22 protein-coding genes are annotated in these 23,383 nt (G+C 49.3%); 2 read left to right on the forward strand and 20 right to left on the reverse strand.

Going from position 1 to position 23,383, the window contains the following annotated elements; genetic code table 11:
* Window positions 1–4: 4 nt before the first annotated feature.
* From purN to HAP95_RS06340, 3 genes are all read right to left on the reverse strand, one after another.
* Complete coding sequence (purN, locus tag HAP95_RS06330) at window positions 5–676, reverse strand: phosphoribosylglycinamide formyltransferase (RefSeq protein WP_215883445.1); 672 nt, start codon at window positions 674–676, stop codon at window positions 5–7.
* On the reverse strand, window positions 669–1,706 hold the full coding sequence (gene purM / locus HAP95_RS06335; RefSeq protein ID WP_215883446.1) for a phosphoribosylformylglycinamidine cyclo-ligase: 1,038 nt from the start codon (window positions 1,704–1,706) through the stop codon (window positions 669–671). The genes purN and purM overlap by 8 nt, the downstream gene beginning before the upstream one ends.
* 131 nt (window positions 1,707–1,837) lie before the next feature.
* On the reverse strand, window positions 1,838–2,455 hold the full coding sequence (locus tag HAP95_RS06340; RefSeq protein ID WP_075322685.1) for a superoxide dismutase: 618 nt from the start codon (window positions 2,453–2,455) through the stop codon (window positions 1,838–1,840).
* 256 nt (window positions 2,456–2,711) lie between these two features.
* Between HAP95_RS06340 and hda the strand changes: the two genes are divergently transcribed.
* Together hda and HAP95_RS06350 are read left to right on the forward strand one after the other, a co-directional pair.
* Window positions 2,712–3,431 carry a DnaA regulatory inactivator Hda gene (hda, locus tag HAP95_RS06345; RefSeq protein ID WP_215883447.1) on the forward strand — a complete coding sequence of 240 codons (720 nt, stop codon included), beginning with the start codon at window positions 2,712–2,714 and terminating at the stop codon, window positions 3,429–3,431.
* Window positions 3,428–4,360 carry a YihY/virulence factor BrkB family protein gene (locus tag HAP95_RS06350; protein ID WP_215883448.1) on the forward strand — a complete coding sequence of 311 codons (933 nt, stop codon included), beginning with the start codon at window positions 3,428–3,430 and terminating at the stop codon, window positions 4,358–4,360. The genes hda and HAP95_RS06350 overlap by 4 nt, the downstream gene beginning before the upstream one ends.
* Here the strand turns inward: HAP95_RS06350 and phnF are convergent.
* The 17 genes from phnF to HAP95_RS17095 form a co-directional block, all read right to left on the reverse strand.
* Window positions 4,314–5,066: a phosphonate metabolism transcriptional regulator PhnF gene (gene phnF / locus HAP95_RS06355; protein WP_215883449.1), complete on the reverse strand. Its 753-nt coding sequence runs from the start codon at window positions 5,064–5,066 to the stop codon at window positions 4,314–4,316. The genes HAP95_RS06350 and phnF overlap by 47 nt on opposite strands.
* Window positions 5,063–5,611 (reverse strand): ribose 1,5-bisphosphate phosphokinase PhnN, encoded by a 549-nt coding sequence (locus HAP95_RS06360; RefSeq protein ID WP_215883450.1) that lies wholly within the window; start codon window positions 5,609–5,611, stop codon window positions 5,063–5,065. The genes phnF and HAP95_RS06360 overlap by 4 nt, the downstream gene beginning before the upstream one ends.
* On the reverse strand, window positions 5,608–6,294 hold the full coding sequence (locus HAP95_RS06365; RefSeq protein ID WP_215883451.1) for a DUF1045 domain-containing protein: 687 nt from the start codon (window positions 6,292–6,294) through the stop codon (window positions 5,608–5,610). Before HAP95_RS06365 ends, HAP95_RS06360 begins: the two co-directional genes overlap by 4 nt.
* A 4-nt stretch (window positions 6,295–6,298) precedes the next feature.
* Window positions 6,299–7,438 carry an alpha-D-ribose 1-methylphosphonate 5-triphosphate diphosphatase gene (locus HAP95_RS06370; RefSeq protein ID WP_215883452.1) on the reverse strand — a complete coding sequence of 380 codons (1,140 nt, stop codon included), beginning with the start codon at window positions 7,436–7,438 and terminating at the stop codon, window positions 6,299–6,301.
* Complete coding sequence (gene phnL / locus HAP95_RS06375; protein ID WP_215883453.1) at window positions 7,435–8,133, reverse strand: phosphonate C-P lyase system protein PhnL; 699 nt, start codon at window positions 8,131–8,133, stop codon at window positions 7,435–7,437. The genes HAP95_RS06370 and phnL overlap by 4 nt, the downstream gene beginning before the upstream one ends.
* Window positions 8,130–8,912 carry an ATP-binding cassette domain-containing protein gene (locus HAP95_RS06380; RefSeq protein ID WP_215883454.1) on the reverse strand — a complete coding sequence of 261 codons (783 nt, stop codon included), beginning with the start codon at window positions 8,910–8,912 and terminating at the stop codon, window positions 8,130–8,132. Before HAP95_RS06380 ends, phnL begins: the two co-directional genes overlap by 4 nt.
* Window positions 8,903–9,730 carry an alpha-D-ribose 1-methylphosphonate 5-phosphate C-P-lyase PhnJ gene (locus HAP95_RS06385; RefSeq protein WP_215883455.1) on the reverse strand — a complete coding sequence of 276 codons (828 nt, stop codon included), beginning with the start codon at window positions 9,728–9,730 and terminating at the stop codon, window positions 8,903–8,905. Before HAP95_RS06385 ends, HAP95_RS06380 begins: the two co-directional genes overlap by 10 nt.
* Window positions 9,717–10,829: a carbon-phosphorus lyase complex subunit gene (locus tag HAP95_RS06390; protein ID WP_215883456.1), complete on the reverse strand. Its 1,113-nt coding sequence runs from the start codon at window positions 10,827–10,829 to the stop codon at window positions 9,717–9,719. The genes HAP95_RS06385 and HAP95_RS06390 overlap by 14 nt, the downstream gene beginning before the upstream one ends.
* Entirely contained in the window at window positions 10,817–11,404 is a 588-nt protein-coding gene (gene phnH, locus HAP95_RS06395; protein WP_215883457.1) for a phosphonate C-P lyase system protein PhnH, read from the reverse strand. Before phnH ends, HAP95_RS06390 begins: the two co-directional genes overlap by 13 nt.
* Window positions 11,401–11,871, reverse strand: coding sequence for a phosphonate C-P lyase system protein PhnG (phnG, locus tag HAP95_RS06400; RefSeq protein ID WP_215883458.1), 471 nt, complete (start codon window positions 11,869–11,871; stop codon window positions 11,401–11,403). Before phnG ends, phnH begins: the two co-directional genes overlap by 4 nt.
* Before the next feature lie 61 nt (window positions 11,872–11,932).
* A complete protein-coding gene (locus HAP95_RS06405; RefSeq protein ID WP_215883459.1) occupies window positions 11,933–13,321 on the reverse strand; it encodes an MFS transporter in 1,389 nt (462 codons plus the stop codon).
* 107 nt (window positions 13,322–13,428) lie between these two features.
* A complete protein-coding gene (locus HAP95_RS06410) occupies window positions 13,429–15,768 on the reverse strand; it encodes a TonB-dependent receptor (protein WP_215883460.1) in 2,340 nt (779 codons plus the stop codon).
* A gap of 55 nt (window positions 15,769–15,823) precedes the next feature.
* On the reverse strand, window positions 15,824–17,893 hold the full coding sequence (locus HAP95_RS06415; protein WP_215883461.1) for a phosphocholine-specific phospholipase C: 2,070 nt from the start codon (window positions 17,891–17,893) through the stop codon (window positions 15,824–15,826).
* 139 nt (window positions 17,894–18,032) lie between these two features.
* A complete protein-coding gene (locus tag HAP95_RS06420) occupies window positions 18,033–20,102 on the reverse strand; it encodes a phosphocholine-specific phospholipase C (protein WP_215883462.1) in 2,070 nt (689 codons plus the stop codon).
* Window positions 20,095–20,898: a tetratricopeptide repeat protein gene (locus tag HAP95_RS06425; protein WP_215883463.1), complete on the reverse strand. Its 804-nt coding sequence runs from the start codon at window positions 20,896–20,898 to the stop codon at window positions 20,095–20,097. Before HAP95_RS06425 ends, HAP95_RS06420 begins: the two co-directional genes overlap by 8 nt.
* A gap of 26 nt (window positions 20,899–20,924) precedes the next feature.
* On the reverse strand, window positions 20,925–23,246 hold the full coding sequence (locus tag HAP95_RS06430) for a TonB-dependent receptor (protein ID WP_215883464.1): 2,322 nt from the start codon (window positions 23,244–23,246) through the stop codon (window positions 20,925–20,927).
* 47 nt (window positions 23,247–23,293) lie between these two features.
* The coding region (locus HAP95_RS17095; RefSeq protein ID WP_368356562.1) for an ExbD/TolR family protein at window positions 23,294–23,383 on the reverse strand (90 nt) is incomplete at its 5' end.

Raw genomic sequence — 23,383 nt, forward strand, 5'->3', positions numbered from 1 at the left:
TTTTTTAGGGTGATGACGGTCCTGTAAAAACCGGATTGATGGCTGTATCCGCGCAGGAAGGAGCAGGTTTTGACCAACGAACCCGGCCTTCCTCCAGGCTGCACCAGCCGCTCAGAACGGCGCTCAAAGCCTGGGGATAAATTTCGTGTTCGGCAGCGAGAACTCTTGCGGCCAGTCGGGCCGGATCGTCATCCTTATGGACTGGTACGGCAGCCTGAATGATGACCGGGCCGGCATCCAGCTCCGGGATAACAAAATGGACGCTGGCACCGTGCCAGCAGACACCCTGAGCGATGGCGCGGGCATGGGTGTGCAGACCGGGAAAGGCGGGCAGCAGGGAAGGGTGAATATTCACCAGTCGTCCCGGATAATGCTCCACAAAAGTATCTGTCAGTTGCCGCATAAAACCGGCAAGCACTACCAGGTCTGGAGCGTATCGGTCAATCTGCTGCTGCAGCGCAGTATCAAATCCGGCGCGACTGGGAAAGGCACGATGGTCTGTGACTTCGGTGGGGATACTTGCTGCCTGAGCCACAATCAATCCGGGGGCTTCGACCCGATTACTGATGACTGCGGCGATTTCCGTATCGGGTATTCCTCCGGTCTGACAGGCCCGCAGGATGCTTTGTAAATTGCTGCCGCGCCCGGAAATCAGCAGCACCAGTTTTTTAGTCAAGAAAAACGACCCCCTCATCAGCCTGACGAAGGGCCAACTGGCCAATAACGTAAGCTTCTTCACCGCTGGCCTGCAGGGATTCAAGGGCGTTTTGCCGGGATTCCCAGGGGACGATAGCGACCATGCCAATGCCGAGATTAAATACCCGCCGCATTTCTTCGGTGCTGACTTGACCTTGCTCCTGCAACCACTGAAAAAGCGCAGGGGTTTGCCAGCTTTGGGGATTGATGTGGGCGCTCAGCTGGGCGGGTAGGGAGCGGGGCAGGTTTTCGGTGAGTCCCCCGCCGGTAATGTGGGCGAGGGCGTGGACGCTGACGACTTTACGCAGATTCTGAATAGCCTGCACGTAAATCCGGGTGGGACGCAGCAGGAGTTCGACCAGAGCTTCGCCATTCAACTGAATATGCGCATGGGCTCCGCTGCGGACCAGAATTTCACGGATGAGGGAGTAGCCATTACTGTGGGCGCCGGATGAGGCAATGCCAATGAGAGCGTCGCCTTCCAGACAGGCATCACTGGTCAATATTTCGCTTTTTTCGACGATACCGACAGCGAAGCCCGCCAGGTCATAATGACCGCCGGGGTACATGCCGGGCATTTCGGCGGTTTCGCCACCGAGCAGGGCACAGCCCGCCTGACGGCACCCTTCGGCAATACCGGTGATGACGGCTTCGGCAACAGTAGTATCCAGTTGTCCGCAGGCGTAGTAATCCAAAAACCAGAGCGGTTCAGCACCGGAAACCAGAATGTCGTTGACACACATGGCCACCAGATCGATGCCGATCCCATCATGCTGTTGGGCTTCGAGGGCCAGCAACAATTTGGTGCCGACGCCATCGGTTCCGGATACCATTACCGGTTCGCGATAACCGGTGGGCAATTCAAAAAGTCCACCAAAGCCGCCAATGCCGCCAAGCACACCGGGGCGGTGGGTACTGCGGGCGAGGGGTTTGATCCGGTCAACCAGCGCATTTCCTGCGTCAATGTTGACTCCTGCACTGCGATAACTAAGCGGTTTGGGGCTGTCCACAGCAAGTTCCTCCGTCAATTTCGGGTCATGTTATGAGGGGGGCTGGCTGCTGTCAAAAAAAAAGAGCGGCCAGGCCGCTCTTCATTCCGACGTCCCAAGTCACTGGGCGTCAGGGTTACCCCGGTAACCGATCAGAAGCGCTTGAAAATCTGTCCGCTTTTGGCTGCCTGGAAGCGTGCTTCAATGACACTCCAGTTCATGTTTTTGTGCAGTGCTGCCAGGTAATCGCCGCGCCCCAGGGCTTTCCAGTCAACCATGTAAGCATGTTCAAACACGTCCACAATGACCAGGGGGACAAAGCCGCCAATGTTGCCATCTTCGTGCAACTGGACGAAATGGTTGTTGATCTGGCCGGTAGTACCATCGTAATAGGCAATCGCCCAACCAATGCTGCGGCTTTTGGCTGCAGCCATGAGGTCTTCGTGCCAGGCTTCGGCGCTGCCGAACTGTTCGGTGACTGCAGCCTTGAAGCCGGGAGCCTGATCCATGCTGACGCCGGGTTTCATCTGGGCGAAGTAGTATTCATGCAAAACCATGCCGTTGTATTCAAAACCAAAACGACGACGACGGTCGGCATAGGTCAGGGAAGCAGTTTTGCCAGCCGCACGCATTTCCTCAAGTTCTTTGTGCAGGGCATTACTCTGGTTGACATAGCCGGTGTACAAGCCCCAGTGATCGTTGATCTGGGCGTCGGAAATGCCGTCAAGACCGCTGGGCTTCAATTCTTCACGTACTTTATATTCAGACATTGCTCTACTCTCCTGCTGGTCGGTTGGGAATGAATCCCTGTGATTGTAGTCAGTGGCAGGGATGGCTGCAAACGACCTGCTGGTCGTCTGACAGTGCTGCAGCCTATTCGCGCGGTTTCAGAGGGTAGAATGATAGATAAGAATCTGCTTGACAGCCAAGGGTCCCTTGCCTAGCTTCTGGAGTCATGCCAAGCCATGATAGTTTCCCCCGGGTAAGCCCTGAAGGCTTACGTTTTTTGTCGTTCAGGCGCTGCTGATGCTCGCCAATGGCCAGATGCGCTTGCCTTTGGGGTTGCGAAGCGGCGCAACGCTGGATGATTTTTGTCCAGAGCCCAACACTGCGGCATTGAATGCCGTGCGTAGTCTGCTGGTACCGCCAGTACAGGTGTTTGGACTTTATTTGCACGGGCCGGGGGGCGTTGGTAAAAGCCATTTATTACAGGGTGCTGCCCAAAGCAGTGTAGGTTGGGTACCTTACATTGAATGCGCCGAAATGATGCAGTCCTTTGTTGAACTGGCGCTGCCGGAGACTTTTGCCAGTCTGGTGGATGCGCCTTTGCTCTGTCTGGATAATGTGGATGCCTGGGCAGGTCAGGTAGATCAAGAGAGGTTTTTGTATGGCCTTTATAATGAACGTTTTCATCGCGCCCGGCCCTTGCTGCTGGCGGGTCGGGAAGCACCCCGGCAACTAGCCTGGACCCTGCCGGATTGGGCGAGCCGGTTCAGTGTTTGTGTGCCGATGGCACTGCAATTACCCGATGATGTGCAGCGGCTGCATATTTTGCAGGCCATGGCCCAGCGTCGCGGCTTGCGCATGGACCGGGACGTTGCCCGGTATGTGCTGCGTCATCAGTCGCGGGATATGGCTGTGCTGGAGTCCTTGCTGGAGATGCTGGATGCCCGCAGTTGGGAGCAGCAACGCCAACTGACCATTCCATTTATTCGTCATTGTCTGGACAGGGAGGCGTCTTTGTGAGCACCGATCAGAAAGAAGGCCAACAGTGTTTTGGTAAAAAGGAAGCTGGTCCGCGCCCACAGCCTCCTGCCCGTACCGGTTTGCTGCTTCGTTTCGGCTTTCGCTGGTATCGGGCCTGGCATGGCTTCTGGAAAGATGACTGCATTGATCGGGCTGGTTTGCTGTCCTATACGACTTTATTTGGTTTGATTCCGCTGGCAGTGCTGGTATTCAGCATGTGGAATCTGGTGGGTTTCAGCGTGATGCATCGAACTCAGGTGGATCGTCTGATATTGCGCAGCTTTGTTCCGCAGACGGGTTATACCATTCTTCATGAGGTGAATTTACTGGCCGCCAAGGGTACGCAACTGGGGTTGCTGGGGATAATCGGTTTATCGCTAACGGCGGTGTTTCTGCTGCATGCGGTAGAGCGGCATCTGAATGCCATCTGGGGGGTTGCGCCCCATTGCTGGTGGTGCCGGGTTTTGCGTTATCTGGCCATGCTGGTCGTGGCGCCCCTGAGTGTGGCCTTGCTCCTGCCTCTGCTGGGTCCTTTGCAACCCTTATTGAAATATTTGGGTAATATTCCCGTGCTGCCGCCGTTTTTCAGTCATGTCCTGACTTTTTTAGTGGTGACGGTGATGATGCTGCTGCTGTACAAGATTCTGCCCGCAGCAGCCCCGCGCTGGCGGGATGCGCTGCTGGGGGGTATGACGGTAGCCCTTTTGTTTGAACTGGATAAATTCGGGCTATCCGCCTATTTGCGCTTTTCGACGTTTGAAACAGTTTACGGGGCGCTGGGCGCTTTTCCGGTATTTTTGCTCTGGTTGTATGTGGCCTGGGCCAGCATTTTATTCGGAGCGGAAATGGCAGAAGCCGGCGTTTATTCTGACAAAAACCCGCTCAACCCGGCTCATAAACCAGACGCACCCGTGAAGACGGATAAATGACCGTTGAGAATTCTATGCCTACTCCGGTCATATCGACGTTGACGTTTTCACAGACAAAAACGATTTCACCTTTTTCGACTTTCAGCAGATCCCGCTCCTGGGGACCGGACATGGCTGCCGAAATGGTGGAGCGCATGCGGGTATAATCGTGTACGCCATGCTGCCGCAGGGATTCAGTGATACCGCGTCCGGCGTGAAGATCTTCAACCAAGGCCAGCAGGGCTTCCCCGAAAAAGAGATGTCTGGCGATGGAAATGGGCTCTTCGCCAACCCGGCCAAGGGTTTTGATCATGGCAACCTGGGGATATTCCGGGAAGACGCCATATTGCTGAATGCGCGCCAATTCAGGAAGCTCTGCCAGATTCAGTATGGCCGCCTCCAGAATGTCATTGTTGCCGGGTTTATTGTACTTTTTAACCCATTCCGAAAAGCGCGGCCTTTCGACCAGTTCATAGTCAAACACATGCTTGGCAACAAAACTGCCGCGACCATGCTGAATCCGCACTTTGCCCATGGCCGCGAGTTCCTGCAGGGCGCGACGCATGGTGTGGCGATTGACTCCGTAAGCCTTGGCCAGATCTGCTTCGCCTGGCAGTTTCTGGTTTTCGACAAGTTCGCCGGAATCTATGCGGGCCTGCAGATCATCGACAATTTGTTTCCAGATGGTGATTCCGGGGACGAATTGCACTTTGCTGGTGCTGATCATGGGTGTTCCAGCAGTTTGATGAGGCTGTGTACACATTGTTTGATGGCATCTTCCAGCAATCCATCATTACTGATGGTGGTCATAGGCAAATGCTCCGACAGGGGAATGTGACGACACAGGCGTTCGTTGATGGATGCAGCACTTTCACGATGACGTTTTTCCAGGCGGCGGCGAATTTCCGTTGATGAAGCGGTGATATATAAAACATGTCCACCATCTTCCGCAAGCAGATCATTCAATACGGTGCGCGAAACATTGGCGATGATAATCTGCACAGCGGCGTTTTGGGGTTGCAATTCCGACCAGGGCAGGCCGTAGGATAGCTGGTGCGCGTCCCAGGTTTTGGCAAAATAACCGGATTCAGCGCGTTGCCTGAATGCTTCGGGACTGATGTTGATTTCTCCAGCCTGTGGGGTATTGCGGGTGACCATTCGCTGGGCGAAATAAAAGCGTGGGTCATTTTTCAATGTGGCTTCTGCGCCGCGAATAACCGAATCCTTGCCCGCACCGGAAGGACCCACTACCAGAACCAGCAGGGGTTTCATGGTTTATCTTGGGGGGGGGCGGGAGCCGCCGGAGCGAGGGGCAGGCGGCGCAAAAGGGTAAAGGGTGCGTTCGGATCTGTTTCACAGGCTAATGCGAGGCTATGTAAAAGGCGTGGCTGCTTGGGAATGTCACCAAAATACTTGCTGGCGGTATTGAGCAAACGCGTGTCCGTTTGTCGGTCGCTGAGGGTCATGTGAAAAACAAACTCCTCAAATACATAGGGATAACCCCATCTTTCCAGGTATTCCCGCTGCCGGGGAAGCTTTATCTTCTGGTTTCTTGCCGCGAGCTCTGCGTCAGTGTAAAGACGACGCCAGGGTTCCAGGTTGCGCACGCAGGCATCTGCCAATGCCTGTAATTCAGGACAGGGTTGGCTGAGACGCAAGGAAACAAAGCCTTCTTCCTGACACAAATGCAAGGGAGGCAGGAAAAACGCCGGAGTTTCAGCCAGCTGTTGTTCTAGTGCTGCAAGCAGATCGTCCAGCTTGCCCTGCAGGGACATGGGGGCTTTGATGGTGGCATGGAAACCATAACGACTGGCGCGTCGCGAAGCCTCTGCGAGGCCATGAATTGGGGGTCTCTGTCTTGCCTGGGCAGTTTCGGAGTCCCAACCCAACCAATGGCTGCCCGCTACCCATAGGGGATCATCGGCTTCTGGCAGGTAATAAATGGCGACACGCATGGGCTCAGGCCATTCTTTCGCCAGCTTTCCAGACTGCACGCAATAAAGGATGGTTGTCGAAGTCCCGAACCCGGAGCAGGTCGCCGCGCATGCCGATTTGCAGAGCGCCACGATCTTCCAGCCCGAGCATGCGGGCCGGTGCGAGGCTGACCATTTGCACCGCTTCAGGGAGTTTGATCAGGCCCATGCGGGTCAGAGCAAAGGCTGCTTCCAGCAACGCGTGCGGGACGTAGTCCGAGGCGAGAACATCCACCAACCCGGCGGCAACCAGATCGCGTACAGCGACATTGCCGGAATGGGAGCCACCGCGCACCACGTTGGGCGCGCCTGCGACTGTGGCCATGCCCAGCCTTCTGGCTTCTTGTGCGGCTTCCATACTCACCGGGAATTCGGCTATACGAATACCATCTGTGGCGTTTCGCTGAATTTCTTCAACCGTCCGGTCGTCGTGGCTGGCGATCTGCAAACCCCTCCCGCGTAATTTTTCGAGAAGGTAATGACGGTTGATTTCACTATGGATTTCCCGACGTTGCTGGGCTTCCTCAATCATCTGATCCAGTTCGGCCTCGCTGTATCCATCACCACGCCTTCCTTCGCGGAATTTGTCGAGATTGGCGTGCTGACCGACGCCGGGGGTGTGGTCCATGATGCTGATCATGTGTACGGGGGCTTGAGCCATTGCCGTTTCAAACAATTGCTGCATATTGGGTGTGGGGAGTTCACAGCGCAGATGCAGCACGTGGTCGGAACGTAATAACCCTTGTTCATCCAGAAAAGTCAGGTCTACAACCGCATCGCGAAGCGTCTGGATACGCTGGCTTTCAAAGCCGGCATCTCCCACACAAAGGGCATCAGCCACGGTGGTGATGCCTGCAGCTGCACACTGGCTGTCATGGGCCAGAAAAGCGGAACGTGAAGGCCAGCGCACGTTGCTGCGCGGTTGCACCTGGCGTTCGAGATTGTCGGTGTGCACATCCACCAGTCCGGGTAACAACCAGTCGCCCTGTCCATCTTCGCTGCCGGGTCGGGGATGTGGATCTTCTTCCAGTGCTATGATTTTACCGTTTTCATCCAGTGTCAGAGCGCCATGAACCATGCGATCTTCCAGAACCATACGGAAATTGCTGAAGGCCAGGGTTTTCATGAAGCATGCTCCGATAGGGATGGGATGGAATATTGACGATCAGCCACTTGGGCAACCAGGTCTGGATCATGAAACACGGCCAGCACCGCACGACCGGTTTTTTTGGCATGGAGAATCCGGTTTTTGACGGCTGTGGCGTTGTGACCATCCAGAGAAGCCGTCGGTTCATCGAGCAGAATCAGGGGGTGTTGACCGACAAAAGCTCTGGCCAGATTTACCCGTTGCTGTTCTCCCCCGGAAAAGGTGGCGGGAGGCAGCGCATGGAGATGCTTCGGTAAATTCAGTTCCAGCAATATCTCAGCGGCGCGTTTCATGGCCGTTTGCGTATCAATGCCCTGATCGGTCAGCGGTTGCGCGACGAGCTCCAGGGTGGAGACTCTGGGTATTACCCGCAGAAACTGACTGGCATAAGCCATGACGTGTCGCCGCAACGTGATGATTTCGCGGGGGCTGCTTTGCAAAATATCCACCATATCCTGACCGTTTCGCAAACGGATGGAACCGGATTCTGCCCGATAATTGCCGTATATTGTTCTCAGTAGCGATGATTTGCCACTGCCCGAAGCGCCGACCAGCGCGATGCACTCACCGGCAGCAACGCGCAATTCTATATGGCGCAAAATAGGCAGATTCAAGCCGCCGCGCAGATGCAACACAAATTTTTTGCTGAGTTGTTCGACTTCCAGAATATTCATGCCGGGAGCACCGAACTGACCAAAAGTTGGGTGTAGGGATGCTGCGGGTCATCCAGCACCTGATCGGCCAGCCCTTCTTCAATGATTTCGCCCTGACGCATGACCGCAATACGCTGGGCGAGGAGGCGGGCTACTGCCAGATCGTGAGTGACCAGAAGTACGGCCATGTTTTCAGTGACGACGAGTTTACGGAGCAAGTCGAGTAAGGCGGCCTGTACGGAAACATCCAGACCGCTGGTGGGTTCGTCCAGATAGAGCAGAGCGGGCTGGCTGATGAGCGTTCGGGCGATCTGCAGACGCTGCAACATGCCGCCAGAAAAGGTCTCGGGTAAATCATCCAGGCGGGCCGGATCAATTTCAACTTTTTGCAACCAGTACAGGGCTTCCTCGCGCAACTGGCCATAATGGCGCAAGCCCATGATCATGCGTCTTTCGACGATATTGCCGCCAGCGCTGATTTCCATGCGCAGGGCATCGCGGGGATTCTGGCAGACAAAACCCCAGGCAGTGCGTTGCAGATGCCTGAGTGTCTGTCTGCTGAGTTCAGACATAGGACGCAAGCCCAGATCCGGAGTGGTGGCCTGTATTTCACCCTGCGTGGGGGGCAAGGTGCCGTAAAGCAGGTTCAGCAAAGTGGATTTGCCCGAACCGCTTTCGCCAACAATGGCTAGAACTTCGCCAGGATACAATTCCAGAGACACCTGACGAATTACTGGCTGCTTGCCAAACTGAAAATACAGGTTTCGGGCGGCCAGTGCGGGTTGAGTGTTTACTGGCATGATGTTCGCCCACAATAGTCGGTGTCAGAACAGACAAACTGCCTTTTACCGTTGTCGTCCAGAATGATTTCGTCCTTGTAGGAACTGGTCGATCCGCAAATGGCGCAGGGAGCTTGTGCCTGCAGCGGGGCAAAGGGGTAATCCTCAAAGGCCAGGGGCACGACGCGGGTATAAGGAGGAACGGCGTAGAGGCGTTTTTCGCGGCCGGCACCAAAAAGTTGCAGGGCGGGATTCATGTGCATTTTCGGAACATCAAACGCCGGAATGGGGGAGGGCGACATCAGATAGCGGTCATGCACCATGACGGGGTAATCATAGCCGATAGCAACGCGGCCATAGCGGGTAATATGGTCATAAAGTTGTAAATACATCAGGCTGTAATCGGCCATGGCGTGCAAAATTCGGGTTTCCGTGCGGCGTGGTTCCAGCTTGAAGAGCGGCTCGGGCATGGGGACCTGATAGACGATGATCTGGTCAGCACACAGTGGTGTTTCCGGGATCCGGTGGCGGGTCTGGATGATGCTGGCCTGCCGGGTTTCGGTAGTCGTGGCGATTCCGGCTACGCTTTGAAAAAAATGGCGGATGGAAACGGCATTGGTGGTGTCATCTGCGCCCTGGTCGATGACTTTGAGCCTATCATCCTTCCCGATAATTGCAGCAGTAATCTGGATGCCTCCTGTTCCCCAACCATAGGGCAGAGGCATTTCCCGGCTGGCAAAGGCAATCTGGTGGCCAGGAATGGCAACCGCTTTGAGCAGGCTGCGGCGGATGGCCCGTTTACTGTTTTCATCCAGATAAGCAAAGTTATAGGGTATCATCGTGTCTTGCCGTTGTGCTGAGTGATTGGGCGCGCAGAGCCCGTAATGTCGAAATTTCACTCTGAAAATCCACATGGTGGGGAAGTTTCAGATGCTCCACAAAACCGGTGGCTTCCACGTTATCACAATGACTGAGCACAAATTCTTCATCTTGTGCAGGCGCTTCCACCTTTTCGCCGAGTTCCTGAGCGCGCAAGGCACGGTCGAGCAACGCCATGGCGATGGCCTTGCGTTCATTGTGTCCAAAAACCAGCCCGTAGCCTCGGGTAAAGGTGGCCGTTTCCGGAGAGTCTCCCTGAAATTGGTTGATCATCTGGCATTCTGTCATTTCTATGGTACCGATGCAGAGGCTGAAGCCCAGTTCTGGCGGGCAGATTTCGACATTGACCGAGCCATGGCTTAATTCGGCAATAAAAGGGTGATTTTGCCCATAGCCGCGTTGGGTAGAGTAGGCCATGCCGAGCACAAAACCTTCATCCGCCCGCGCCAATGTTTGCAAGCGCTGGGCACGACTGGCAGGAAAACCGGGCGGGATTTGGGTGATGTCCCGATTTTCTGCATCTGCCGGTTCGGTAGAGCTTTTTTCAATCAGACCCTCTGTTTCGAGAATGTCCATGACGCCTGACTTTTTATGAGTATTGGGTGCTTTGGTATCGGCACTGGGGATAGCAGCGTGCGCTGCTGATTCATCTGGCCCCTGCAGATTCTGGAAGTAACCCAGCAGACGATGGGAGTAATCATAGGTGGCCCCGAGTTGCTGGCCTCCGGGAATATCCTTGAATGCAGCGGATATATGTCTTTGCATATTGGCGTGGCCAAGATTGAGGGGGGCTGAATCCAGAAAACGACTTAATGTGGCGCGATAGGCGCGAACAATAAACACCGCTTCAATACTGTCGCCCTGAGCTTGCAGAAGGGCTTTTGCGGCAATGTCCCGGTCGTACAGTGAGGCTTCGGCCATGATGCGATCAATGCTCAAATGCAGGTGCTGGGCGATTTGTGCCTGCAGGTCGTCCGGATTTGGGGCATTTCTTTCAGCAACCAGCTGATGGGCTGCCTGAATGGCCTGGGCACCCCCTTTGGCGGCTACATAGGACATGACTTATTCTCCATATCTGAGTGGATGCTGATGGAGCGCGGCAGGCAAAGACATTCATTCCCGCAGCATAAAATCAGATCTATCCCGCGAGGATAAAGGCCTTGCTGCTTCTGCCTGAAAGTCATGAATCCAGGTGAGAGCCGGGGGGCGGCTATTTGGCTGCTGGCAATGCCGGGACCAGTCAACTGTAGAGGCTCTCCACCGTCCAGGCTGTCCAGCTCCAGAATCAGGGTGGCCCCTTTTTCCGGTTCTTCTTCACTGCCAATATTCAGCAGGGTTTGATCCCAATCCCAGTGTTTACCCATGCCAAGCGCAAATACAGCTTGTTTTGGCGAGCTTATGGGGACCCGACAGTGCTTGAGTAGCCAAGACGCTACGGATTCTGGCATCTGGAAAAGGCTGATCGGGCTGGCCTCATCCAGCAAGCTCAGGCAAATAGCCGCACAGGCAGGAGATAAGGGGGCTGATGATAAGCAGTCAGAAAATTCTGTTGTGCCGAACGCAAAAGTTTGACCCGGTGCGGACATGGCATTTAACAGGGTTCTGAAAATCTGCTGGTTTTGCCGGGTTTTCATGTGCGCATGTTTTCCATGCTGAAAAACTGAACCTGGGTACGCTGCATTTTATCCGCAACCGCCTGTTCTTTGCGTATTCGTTTTTGTTGCAAGGGTTGGATAGCCTGATTCCACAGAGCTTGAAAATGGGTCGAATCTTGCAACAAGGTATCCCATCGGGCCGCCCACAACGCTCTTTCAGTGTGCTGCCCCAATATCCAGGAATATCCGGTATGGCCCTGGGCATCTTCCACAATACAGCGGGTAATACGGCATTCTCCCACCGGAAATGGTGATCCGTTTCCGGCAATACGTCCGTGAATCATGATGCTGCCGACTTCCGGGCCTTCCAATATCTGATAATCTGGCCAGCTTTTAACCATGGGTGAAATCATCTGGAAATCCTCCAGACTGGCTACAGCCAGTTCCCGCATCCAGTCTGGGCGTTGTGCTACTGAATGCGGGTTGGTTTTTGCGCTGTTGGACATGTCAATATCCATCTTGTATAGATGACTGGATCATAACAGGCATGAGCTTGGTCGGCAATGACTATGCCGCAGGTTGCAGAGCCGCTTCCGGGTCTGTTTCGCTGATTTCCTCCAGGCTACGATTTCCGGGTTCCAGGTTACGACCCAACAGCATGGTCACGATCAACCCGATTAGCGCCGTAAAAGCCAGTATTAACATAAGCCAGCCATCACCGACTGCGGCATGTACTGAGGGCAGGAGGAAAACAGAAGTGGCTGCAGCAACGCGTGAGCAGGCCGTGGCCAAACCATGTGCCGAAGCGCGCAAATCGGTAGGAAACAATTCCACCGGTAAAAACCAGGTGGTGGATCCAGGCCCGAAATTATTGAAAAAGGTATATCCAAATAAAGTGATGGCCAGTAACCAGAGAGGGGGTTGTGCGACCAGCGCCACCAGTCCGAGGGTGCCCAAAAACAGCACATCCAAAGCAAAGCCAATATTCTGGGGCAAAAGACGACCAATTTTGCGGGTGGTCAACGCCAGAAGAGCAATTCCACCCAGGGCAACCAGATCGAAAATGACGTTCCACAGGAGCGCGGCGGTATGCGAATGCACGCCAAAACTGCCCAGCAGGGTAGGCAGATAAATAATCAGACCATAACCGCTAATATCCATCATCATCCAGGGAATCAATATCAATAAAGTCCGGCGCATCCAGGCGGGTTGAAACAGGGTTGCCCAGGCGCGAATGGGTTGTTCATCCTGTTTCTGGGCAGTAATTGCCGCATGCAGTGCCTGACTATCAGCTTCTGGAGAAATTTGCCGCAGAACCTTTAAGGCATCCTGAGGACGGTTGTGGGCAATATACCAGCGTGGGGTTTCCGGGAGATTGCGGCGTAACCAGAGGACGGCAAGTGCGGGTAAGGCACCGCTGATAAACATCCAGCGCCAGGCTTCGGGGCCGATTTGCAAAAGCAGGAGCCCGATAACAGCGGAAACGGCCGCACCAATCATCCATAAGGTAAAAGCCCAGGAAAGGCCGCTACCCCGTTGCATTTTGGGCATGAATTCGGCGATGTAGCTGGAGCTCAAAGGGTAGTCCATACCTACACCAATACCCAATATGAAGCGCAATATGATGAGGGAACTGACATCCCAGGCGAAGCCGGAAAGGATGGCCGCAATAAAAAATGTGGCAACATCCACTAAATAAAGAATTTTGCGGCCATAGCGGTCGGCAATACGGCCACCAATCAGCCCGCCCAGAGCAGCCCCCGCCAGAGTGGCAGCGCCCAACAGTCCGGTCTGTACCGCCCCCAGATGCCATTGGGGTTTGAGTAGCAACAAGGCCACGGCAATGATGGAAAGATCATAACCATCCAGAAAAATTCCGAGACCCGCCGCCATGACAATACGCCGATGCTGGGAATTGATTTTGAGGTTATCGAAGTGGGTGTGGATGGATTGCATGGAGAAACTCCGTTTTCACAGAATGTGAATAAATCCATCGGCCCTGCATTATTAAGCAAGATGCAAGGCCGATGGCATGTCTACAGCATTTTTTAATAATGGTTAAACTAAAAAGATGCCGTAATGGAAGCGTAAACTGCACGAGGAGTTCCCGGGCTGGCAAGAATACTGCCCGCACTGCCTGTACCGTAATTACCACCAGCAGAAACATATCCCTGGACGTTGTATTTGCGATTGAGCAAGTTGTCTAACATCAACGAAACCCGCATGAGTTTTAGTCCAGGAATGGCGTGATCAAACATGGTGGTTCTCGCGGATAAAGATAAATTCACAAGGTTGACAGCTGAAAATGGTAACTGCAGTGTGGTTGGAGAGGCAGTAATATCGCTGGAAAGATATGTGGCGGACTGATAATTGTCCAACGCTCTGATGCTCCATAAGGTTTGATCAGCATACATGCGATAACCTAGTCCAAAGTTGATATTATATGTAGGAAGACCAGTTACTCTGGCACCATTTACTGCCTGTCCGGCGGCATCAACTGTATTTTCTGTGCCATGGAGAATACTTCCCAACAATCGCGCATTAAAGCCTAGATTATGTCCATAAGCTAATAAAAAATTTAGACCATTGATCGTTTCATTCGCAGGTTCAACAATAATATTTTGTGATTCTGCTTGAGTGATTTGAACTGCCAGATCACTGAGCTTCTGGTGAACAAATGAAACCTGTCCTTCCAGTGGGCCTTGCGCATATTTTAATCCTGCCATATAAAAATTAATTTTGGCCGGTTCAGTAGGCGCAATAACCGGATGTGAAGCGCCTTCACCGTAGGCACTATCAATTTGAGTCTGATAGTTTTGTGACCATGTAGCAAAAGCATGTAATGCAGGGGTAATTGTGGCATTAACGGCCACGCTAGGCGCGATTTTAGTAAAATTGGCAGTATCGCCAGCCACAGTAGGGAAGTCCCCAATTGTATCGCCAGGAAACAAATCAGCAGAAGAGACTGACGTGACATTATTAATAGAAATATGATAATTTATAAGATTCAATCCTGGTGTTATGGTCAGGAAAGAAACCGGTGTTATTTTATCTTGCAAAAATGCGCTGGCCGCACTCCAGTGATCGTGGTCATCGCGATAATAGACAGGACTATTACTTCCTAGCTCATGTCCTGGAATAAATGATCCGTATCCTGCAAATGAAGAATCATAGGTGGTTTGCTGATAGTATCCGCCTACATCAATTTTGTTTAATGGCAGGTTTATGGTGAAGTCACCGCGATAACCAAAATTTCCTGATGATGTGGGGTAATACTCAGTATCTAGTTTTGGGGCCATGACATAACTATCAACGCGAACCTTAAGCCTGTTCCCTGCGCGATACCATACTGCATTATGGAATTTAATATTACTAGATAGATCGGTAGTAAGCTTCAGATAACCGAGATAGGTGAGATATTTCTCATGTTTTCTCCAAAGATCGCTGGATGGTGTATAATAGAAACCCGAAGTAACCTGGCCTAAGGCTGGACCTTCTACACCATTACCATTCACTGATCCACCTGTAAATGGATAAACAGGAATCAAATGTGGGCGATTTTCTTCCGTATGATTAAAGTAAAATCCTGCAGAGAATTTTCCACCCTGGTACTTCTTTTGAGTCTTAATGAAGATTGCGGAGCTTTCAGATGGTCCTGTAAGTGATGGGCTGACTCGTGCCTGTCCGGTTTTGGTATAGCCGCCTGCTATATAAGTTTTCCAGCCATCTATTGAACCAGTAGAAATACCTGTGCTCGCATTATAGGCATTGAAGCTCCCAGCACCAATATCAATAAAGGCAGAAGGTTTTTCACCTGAAGATTTGGTGCGAAAATCTATAGTGCCGCCCATCGAGTCAAACCAGTGTTGCTTGGCTGTTCCTGGTCCGTAGACTACGTTAATACCAGAAAACATTGAAGAAATAGGAATCTCTGCGGTTGAGAATCCGTGGTAAGATGCCAAAGGGTTATTTAACGGTATACCATCCATCAAAATCTGGTTGCCATTCATCTCGGCCTGCCCAGTTTCGTCGAAGCCTATCTGAATACCATTCAGACGGGTTTGGTAGCGATTCGCACCGCTGGCGGTACCTGTACGACGTGCCTGAAACCCAGGGGTTGTTGCGGCGATTGCCTCAACAACACTACCTCCAGAAGGCGTATTGTCTTCAATATCTCTTTGGGTAATATGTACTGTCTGTACAGGAGATTTTAGGTCTACTTTTTTATTATCTTTTTTATTCTTTTCTGTGGAACTGGCTTGGCCATTAACTTCACCAATGTTTATCGCTGGTTTATTGTCTGATTGATCTGCATAGGCCATTGATATGTTATAGTTATAGATCATACCGGTGGCCATTATTGCTATATATAAAGATTTCTTTGATAAAAGTAAATGACTCATAAATTCCTCGTTAGGTGTTGGTTGGATTGCAGGGAATGAACCATCTGTTTAATTGCTAGGTTAATTTTGGTTTATTGTTGGCAGGATCTGACCAGCTATCCTCTCCAGTCTCGATGTGACCAGCAAGCCGCCATGAGTGGTTATCTGTCGTTATTTCGAGATCATACCAGTGATGGCTTGTGGCTAATGACCAAGTAATTTGTGTGCTTGAATCGGCCGCCAGTTTCAGTGCTCTTTTGTCCTGACCGTAACTGCGGTCAAGTGCTTTTACATCTTGGTCTTTCGAGGATCTATTTTGTAAATGAAGGACCAAATCTCCATTTTTATTTCTGGATTCATCTATCCATAAACTGGATGGGCCGGTACCTGCTAATTTTCGAATGAATCCATCAGGTCCGTAGACCGTGAATGCCAGTTTTTGCTCTTTTGGAATAGAGATTTCATCCTCAAGATCGCCGGCACTTCCAACGGTGTAGTGGTATGGAAGCTCAGTGCTGGCATCCCAATAAGCAGTACAAACAACACCTGTTGGCGATGGATTGTGTATTTTAAGACGAACTCCATTGTTGGTTGCTTCCAGACGCACCCGCGTGTCGTAGGCAATTGGTCGTCGCGGCCTCAGAGCTCTTTCTTGTGGATTGATCGCCACTGCTTGTTCTTCAGGTACTTCTGGGGCAGGTAAGGTAGATTCATGATGAACTGTTGCTACATAATTTACAGTACTGGGAAGAGAGACATGTCGTTCATCGGGACGAGTGAAATCAAATGCAGAAGTCAGGTCTCCACATACTGCACGTCGCCATGGGGCAATATTGGATTCCTTGACTCCGAAGCGTTTTTCAATGAAACGAATCACCGAGGTATGGTCAAAAACCTCTGAGCAAACGTATCCTCCCTTACTCCAGGGAGATATGGTTATCATGGGTACGCGAGGGCCCAACCCATACGGAAGTTGATCAGGACTGTATAGAACCGGCCAATCAGCTTTTATCTGGTTGTGGACCATGCCTTCCGTGCTGACTGTGGATTGACCCGGTCTAACGGGCGTTGGTGGCTGTGGCGGCGGTACATGATCAAAAAATCCATCGTTTTCATCGTAATCCAGAAGCAAAACCGTCTTGCCCCATACTTCGGGGTTGCTCGTTAATGCATCCAGCACTCGGGCAATATACATGGCACCGTAAGCCGGTGGATAAGAAGGATGCTCACAATAACCTGCCGGTGTAACTATCCAGGAAACTTGAGGTAATCGATTATTTTTTACATCTTCGCGAAGAGTTTTTATTCCTCCTTCGGTAACTGCCCTACGATATAGCTCGGAACTGGTGGGTGCATTCGCAAAGGTTTTGAAATACATCAGCGCATTATCTCCATAACAACCGGTCATGGGATTTTGATTAATAGTGTGTAATTGCTCTTGATATACTTTCCAGGTTATTCCAGCATTTTGTAACCGTTCTGCGTATGTTGGCCATGTGAATGGTTCCGTTTTATGGTATCCATTAGGTCCATTACCTGGCCAATAGTTGGCATCATCAATCAAAGGACCACCATGTTTTCCGTCCGGATCAATGGTTCCACTAAATAACATGCAGCGATTCGGTTCTGTTGGGCCAGGTATAGATGCAAAATAATGATCACATACCGTAAAAGCATCTGCCAGGGCATAATGAAATGGAATGTCCTGGCGCTGAAAATATCCCATAGTCATATTGGTTTTATTTAATGGCCAGGCATTCATGAGGCCACCGGCGATTGCCCCATGTTGTGATGCCCAGCTATGATCCAGGTCTTGTATGAATTGCGCAGAAGTTTTTTGGGTGTTCAGATGAAATGGCAAAATAGCCCGTGATGGGTCATCCATTCGACCCTGAAACCAAACGGGTTTGCCGTTAGGTAGAGTTAATGGAAATCGATCATTATAACCACGAACCCCGTTCAACTGCCCAAAATAATGATCAAACGAACGATTTTCCTGCATGAACACAACGATGTGCTCTACGTCTTCCAGGGTTCCGGAACGACCAGTTGCGGGGAGCATTGCAGCGCGCGCAACAGAACTACCTAAAAATGCAGTGAGACTGACTCCAAGACCCACACCCTTTAAAAATTCTCTACGTTTCACGGATTAGCTCTCTTGCAATTTTCGTAGTATTTGGTGGCGTAATTCTAGCATATTAATATTTCATTTTTATGACAAAATACGCTACCATACCCAGGATTTTAAATTATCCATGATATGGTTTTTGTAGTTGATAATAGATCTACACAGATAAGACAGGCTTGGAATTAGCCGGATCGGTTAAGGATGATCGCCCATTTTCCACATGCCCAGCTATTCGCCATTGGTGGCTGTCATCGCTGATCGCGAGATCATACCAGTGATGACTGGATTGTAGAGCAAAATCAATTTCTTTGATTTCATTTGCATCAAGACGCAATCTTTTGTCATAGCTTCCGTAGGAAATATCTTTAATTGACAAAGATCGCGATTTTTTAGATTGGTTTTTGATTCTCAATCTCAGATCACCAGATGGTAAATAGACTTCATCAACTTCCAACAAAGAACTACCCTTACCATGCAACTTACGAATAAACCCGTTTGGACCATATACGGTCATGATTGCATCACCTTCTGGATAAGGAATATGATCATCTAGATGGTGGCTTGCGCCAATTGTATAGCGTTGTGGAAAAGTCGTGCTGCCATCCCAATAGGCGTAGCAACAAACCCCAACTGACGAGGGATTTTTGCAGTGTATATGATACCCACTCTCATCTGCACTCAGATTTAACGTTTGCAGGTAAGGAATAGGGAGGCTCGTTCGCTGACCAGATTCTTGTGGAATAATTGTTTGTTGTGAGCCTGGTTCTGGGACTTTAGGCATGGGTAGCCGTTCTACTGCCTGTTTAACCAGAGAGAAATTATTGGCTGTACTGGGTAATAAATATTTGCGCAAGTCCTGTCGGCTAAAATCAAAAGCCGAAGTAAGATCTCCACAGATGGAGCGCCGCCATGGCGTTATATTGGGTTCACTAACTCCGAATCGCTTTTCTACAAAACGAATAACTGAGGTGTGATCGAATACCTGAGAGCAGACAGCACCACCTTGAGACCATGGAGAAATCACAAGCATCGGCGTTCTTGCGCCCAGACCATAGGGAAGATCATCTGGAACATATAGCGGGGCTTGTTGTGGATTGACTACGTTATGTACTTCGCCCTCAGTGCTGACAGTGCTTTTGCCGGGACGGACTGGGGTGGGAGGTTGTGGGGGCATAACATGATCAAAAAGACCATCATTTTCATCGTAATTCAAAAACAGTGCGGTTTTAGACCAAACTTTTGGATTTGCCGTCAATGCCGCCAATACACGCGCAATGTATACAGCCCCATAGGCTGGTGCGTAAGAGGGGTGCTCGGTATAACCTGCCGGAGCGACAATCCAGGTAACTTGAGGTAGACGATCGCGTACAACATCTTCATGAAACTGTTTAAGGGTCCGGACTGAAATACCACGTTTCCGTAAAGGAGAATCGTTTGGAGCATCTACATATTGGCGAAACATGGCCAAGGGATTATCCCCATAGTTGCCTTCAAAAGGTTTTTCCAAACTTATTTCGGTGCCTTCCTGATAGACTTGCCAGCTAATGCCGGCCTTTTGTAGTCTTTCTGGATAAGTGGCCCAAAATACTGGTGGATAGGCTTTAGGATCGGTAACATAATCGTTGTTGTTGATTAAGGGGCCGCCGCCTTCGCCTGTAGGATCCACCATTCCAGTCCACAAGTAACATCGGTTTGGGTGCGTCGGACCAGCTATAGATGAAAAGTAGTGATCACATACAGTGAAAGAATCGGCGAGAGCATAGTGATAGGGTATGTCTTGACGGAGGTAATAGCCCATAGTTCTATCTGTTTTTGCTAGCGGCCAAGAATTATAAATTCCTCCTGAAATAGCAGCGTGGGTGCTGTACCAACTATGGTCCAAATCACCAATAACCTGGGCTGAACTGGTAAGGGTATTTAAATGATAAGGTAGGATCGTTTTATTGGCATCAGCAAGACGTGGTTGTTCCCATACTGATTTACTACCAGGTAAAGGCAAGGGAAAGCGATCATTATAGCCCCTCACGCCTGATAAATGACCAAAGTAATGATCAAATGAGCGATTTTCCTGCATGAAGATCACAATATGTTCAACATCTTCAATGCTACCACTGATCGAGTTTGCAGGCGTGGCCAAGGCACGCTGAATAGACCAGGGTAAAGTTGCCGTTGCTGCACTGGCGGCAAGCATGGTTTTCATAAAATCTCTGCGACTATAATTATTCATGGGTAATACGCTCCTTTTTGGCACTTAAAATAGCTATTGCTGGTGGGTAGCCTTTTGCTGCGGCTTTATTCAACCAATAGCTAGCTTGACGCATATTTTTTTTCATACCCACATCCTGACTATATTTCGTATAAAACTCAAAAAAAAGCATGTCGGCATAAGGATCACCACCATCAGCTGCTTCCTTGAGAACATGCATAGTTTCAGCATAGAGTTGTTTTGCTTTTTTAAGGTTTTTGGGTACACCCCAGCCATTGCGATAACTGGCCGCTAAATAAAATGTATTAGGGACAATCTCTTTAACATTTTCAGCATAAAGTGCCCAGTAGGACGCCTTGTGGAGATCTACACCTATACCATATAAACCATTGAGGTAAATATTAGCCAATTCTCTTGCAGCCCAAGCATTTCCCTGCAAAGCAGAACGATTCATATATTTGAGCGCTGTTGTACCATCAATTTGTGGTTTTTGTAGTGAATAATGGGCCAGCATCTGGCTAGACCAGCCATTTCCCATGTTGCTGGATTTTTTTAACAATGGGATGGCCTTTTCAGGTTGCGTTTTGCAGACCCAGTATGCTGCATAAGCCTGGATATCCTCATAATTTCCTTTGCTTGATCCTTGGGCTAGCGCTTTGATTGCCTCTGAATCTTTATTAAAACACCCCTTGGATGCCTGGACGAGAGGCCCATGATAGTATTGCATTGCCTGACTTGAAGCTGTCAGACCAAAAAACACTAACAAAGCAATTATTGATTGGGAGATTAAACTCTCAATATGAAAATTTTTTTTCATTTCGATAATTCCTAAATTTGTACGAATTAGAATTTTACTGTCACTCCACCAAATACCTGTAGAGGTGCACCTGCATAAGCAAATAACGAAGGCTTTTCCTGTGGATTGTATCCGCCTGTTGCCAGGTAAATATCTGATTCATATTTCCTATTTAACAAATTATAAACTCCAACATTAAAATCTGTTTCCTTAACGCCGGGTATAATATGATTCAATGCAAATGTTTTATAACTGGCAGAAAGGTTTACTATGTTATATGCATTGATAGTTTGATTTGTTGGCCCGCCTGTAACATTGTTATATAGTGATTGGCCACCTGAATACTGATCTGTCAAGACAGGTTCGAGAACTCCGTAAGGCGTCCTGAACTTATAGGAAATCGATACATTAAATGAATAGTGAGGTATTCCTGATAACCTCATGCCATTAAATGACGTTCCTGAGTTATTATAATCTTCAGTGTAATAAGAGTGTTGAACATTTGCAGATCCGTACACATATAATTGCCAGATTGGACGCCATTTGGTATAAATATTGACACCTTGATATATAGCATTACCCAAATTATACCCTGACGCATTGAATTGTGTTATGGATCCGGAAACACCATTTAAAAGGTTGGTTAAGTAATCATGATAGTAGTTAATTCCTATGTTTGTGCTCTTGTTGTGGAATCTTATACCTACTTCATAATCTACAGCTTTTGTGACTGGTATATCCGATGGATTGATTTCAATCTTTTGTAAATAAGCACCATAAGCCAAATCTGTTTCGTTTTGATAAGTTTCGCTGTAATTTGCATATACAGAAAAGTTCTTCAGGAATTTGTAATTTATTCCTAATGATGGTTCGAAACGAGTGAAGTTTGTCTTGGCACCAGGTGTTTCTGTTAAGTATAGTGATTTGCTATCAGGATTGATTAAATCGCTCATGGATGTATAGAATCCAGCCAGAGCAAGTCCTGGCGTTATACGCAAATGATCATCCATTAATTTGATAGTATCTTGCGCATAAAAATTACTGAATAAAGAATTAAATTCTACGTTGTTATATACATAAGGGCTACCTTGTGAAGTTCCCAGCAAAGGGTTCCATAGTTCTTCGTTCGTATTATATTGTTGATAAGATAGCCAGCCACCGATGTTGATATCATTATAATGAGAATGGAGGCTAACACCTAATCGATCTCCGAATGAGTTGTTAGTCGGAGCGTAGTGTTCTGCTGCTTCTGGATTAAAAGTAGTGGCACCGTAATTAAAGTAAGCCTGATGCAGTCGATATGCATGACGATACCATGGTGTATTTTTGAGTGTCCATCCTCCACCCAAATTAAATATCTGCTGTGAATACAATATGTAAGAGTCAACTATGTCATCTTTATACCATAAATCTGATGAAGGAACGTAATAGTAACCACTTGTCTGCTGGCTTAATAATTGACCTGGTTTACCGTACCCATTAACAGTATATCCTGCTATAGGTGTTACTGGTACAGTGAGACTATGTGTTGCGTCTGATTTTTCATAATAAAAACCAAATGTCAACATACCATTTGAAAATGGATGCGCTGTTTTCATATAAACAGACCAAGAGTGTTGTGGCCAATTGCCTGGGCTTTGGTAAAAAGAGTCTGCACTTGTATAACCACCAGCCAAGACTGTTGACCACCCATAAAAATCTCCGGTATTCAATGAAAAGCTGGCAGTTTTGCTACCATAGCTGCCAAATGATAAATTCGCCTTAGCATTTGCCTTCGCGCTCGGTTGTAATGGAACAAAGTTAATAGTTCCGCCCAAGCTATCGTACCATCGGTCTTTAGGGTTACCCGGCCCGTAAATGACGTTAACTCCATGAATCATTGCCAAAATTGGAATTTGACTTGAATTCCATTGACCATCATTAGTAATTTGATTGTTCATTGGAATCCCATCAAATAAAACGCTTATCTGATTTCTATAAGTATTTCCACTCCACCAACCAACACCCATCCCATTTATTGAAATATTATATCTACCTGAACCATTTTGTGGATTTTCACTCATGATATGCACGCCTGGTGCTGTTGCTAAAAGTTCTGCAGCGCCTGCATTTGGGCTTATCATTTTTTTGTTTTGTGTGCCAAGAACAACGGCTGATTGAGTTTCTCTGAAAATATGTTTGTTGGTATATTTAGTGTCCAACTTTTTAAGTTTCTTTTGAGTTGGCGTTTGTTTGACGTTGGCTGAACCGCTTACCTCGCCTACATTTATAGATGTATTTGAATCTGCTATTGCCAGCAATGGTGTGCTGATAATAAATCCAGCTGTGATCATGGCAAAATACAATGGTTTCATTGAGTTGTAGAGCATTTTGAGTTTTCCTTGACAATATATATGTGATGTATAGGTTCCACGCTTTATTTACTTTTAGCCGCGATGCCAATATCACTCACCCCCGCCTTCTGGCAGCGGTCCATGACATGAATGAAATCCTGAAAGGGCACGCC

The organism is Acidithiobacillus sulfurivorans (genome assembly GCF_018853815.1).
In the GTDB taxonomy this organism is placed as follows: domain Bacteria; phylum Pseudomonadota; class Gammaproteobacteria; order Acidithiobacillales; family Acidithiobacillaceae; genus Acidithiobacillus; species Acidithiobacillus sulfurivorans.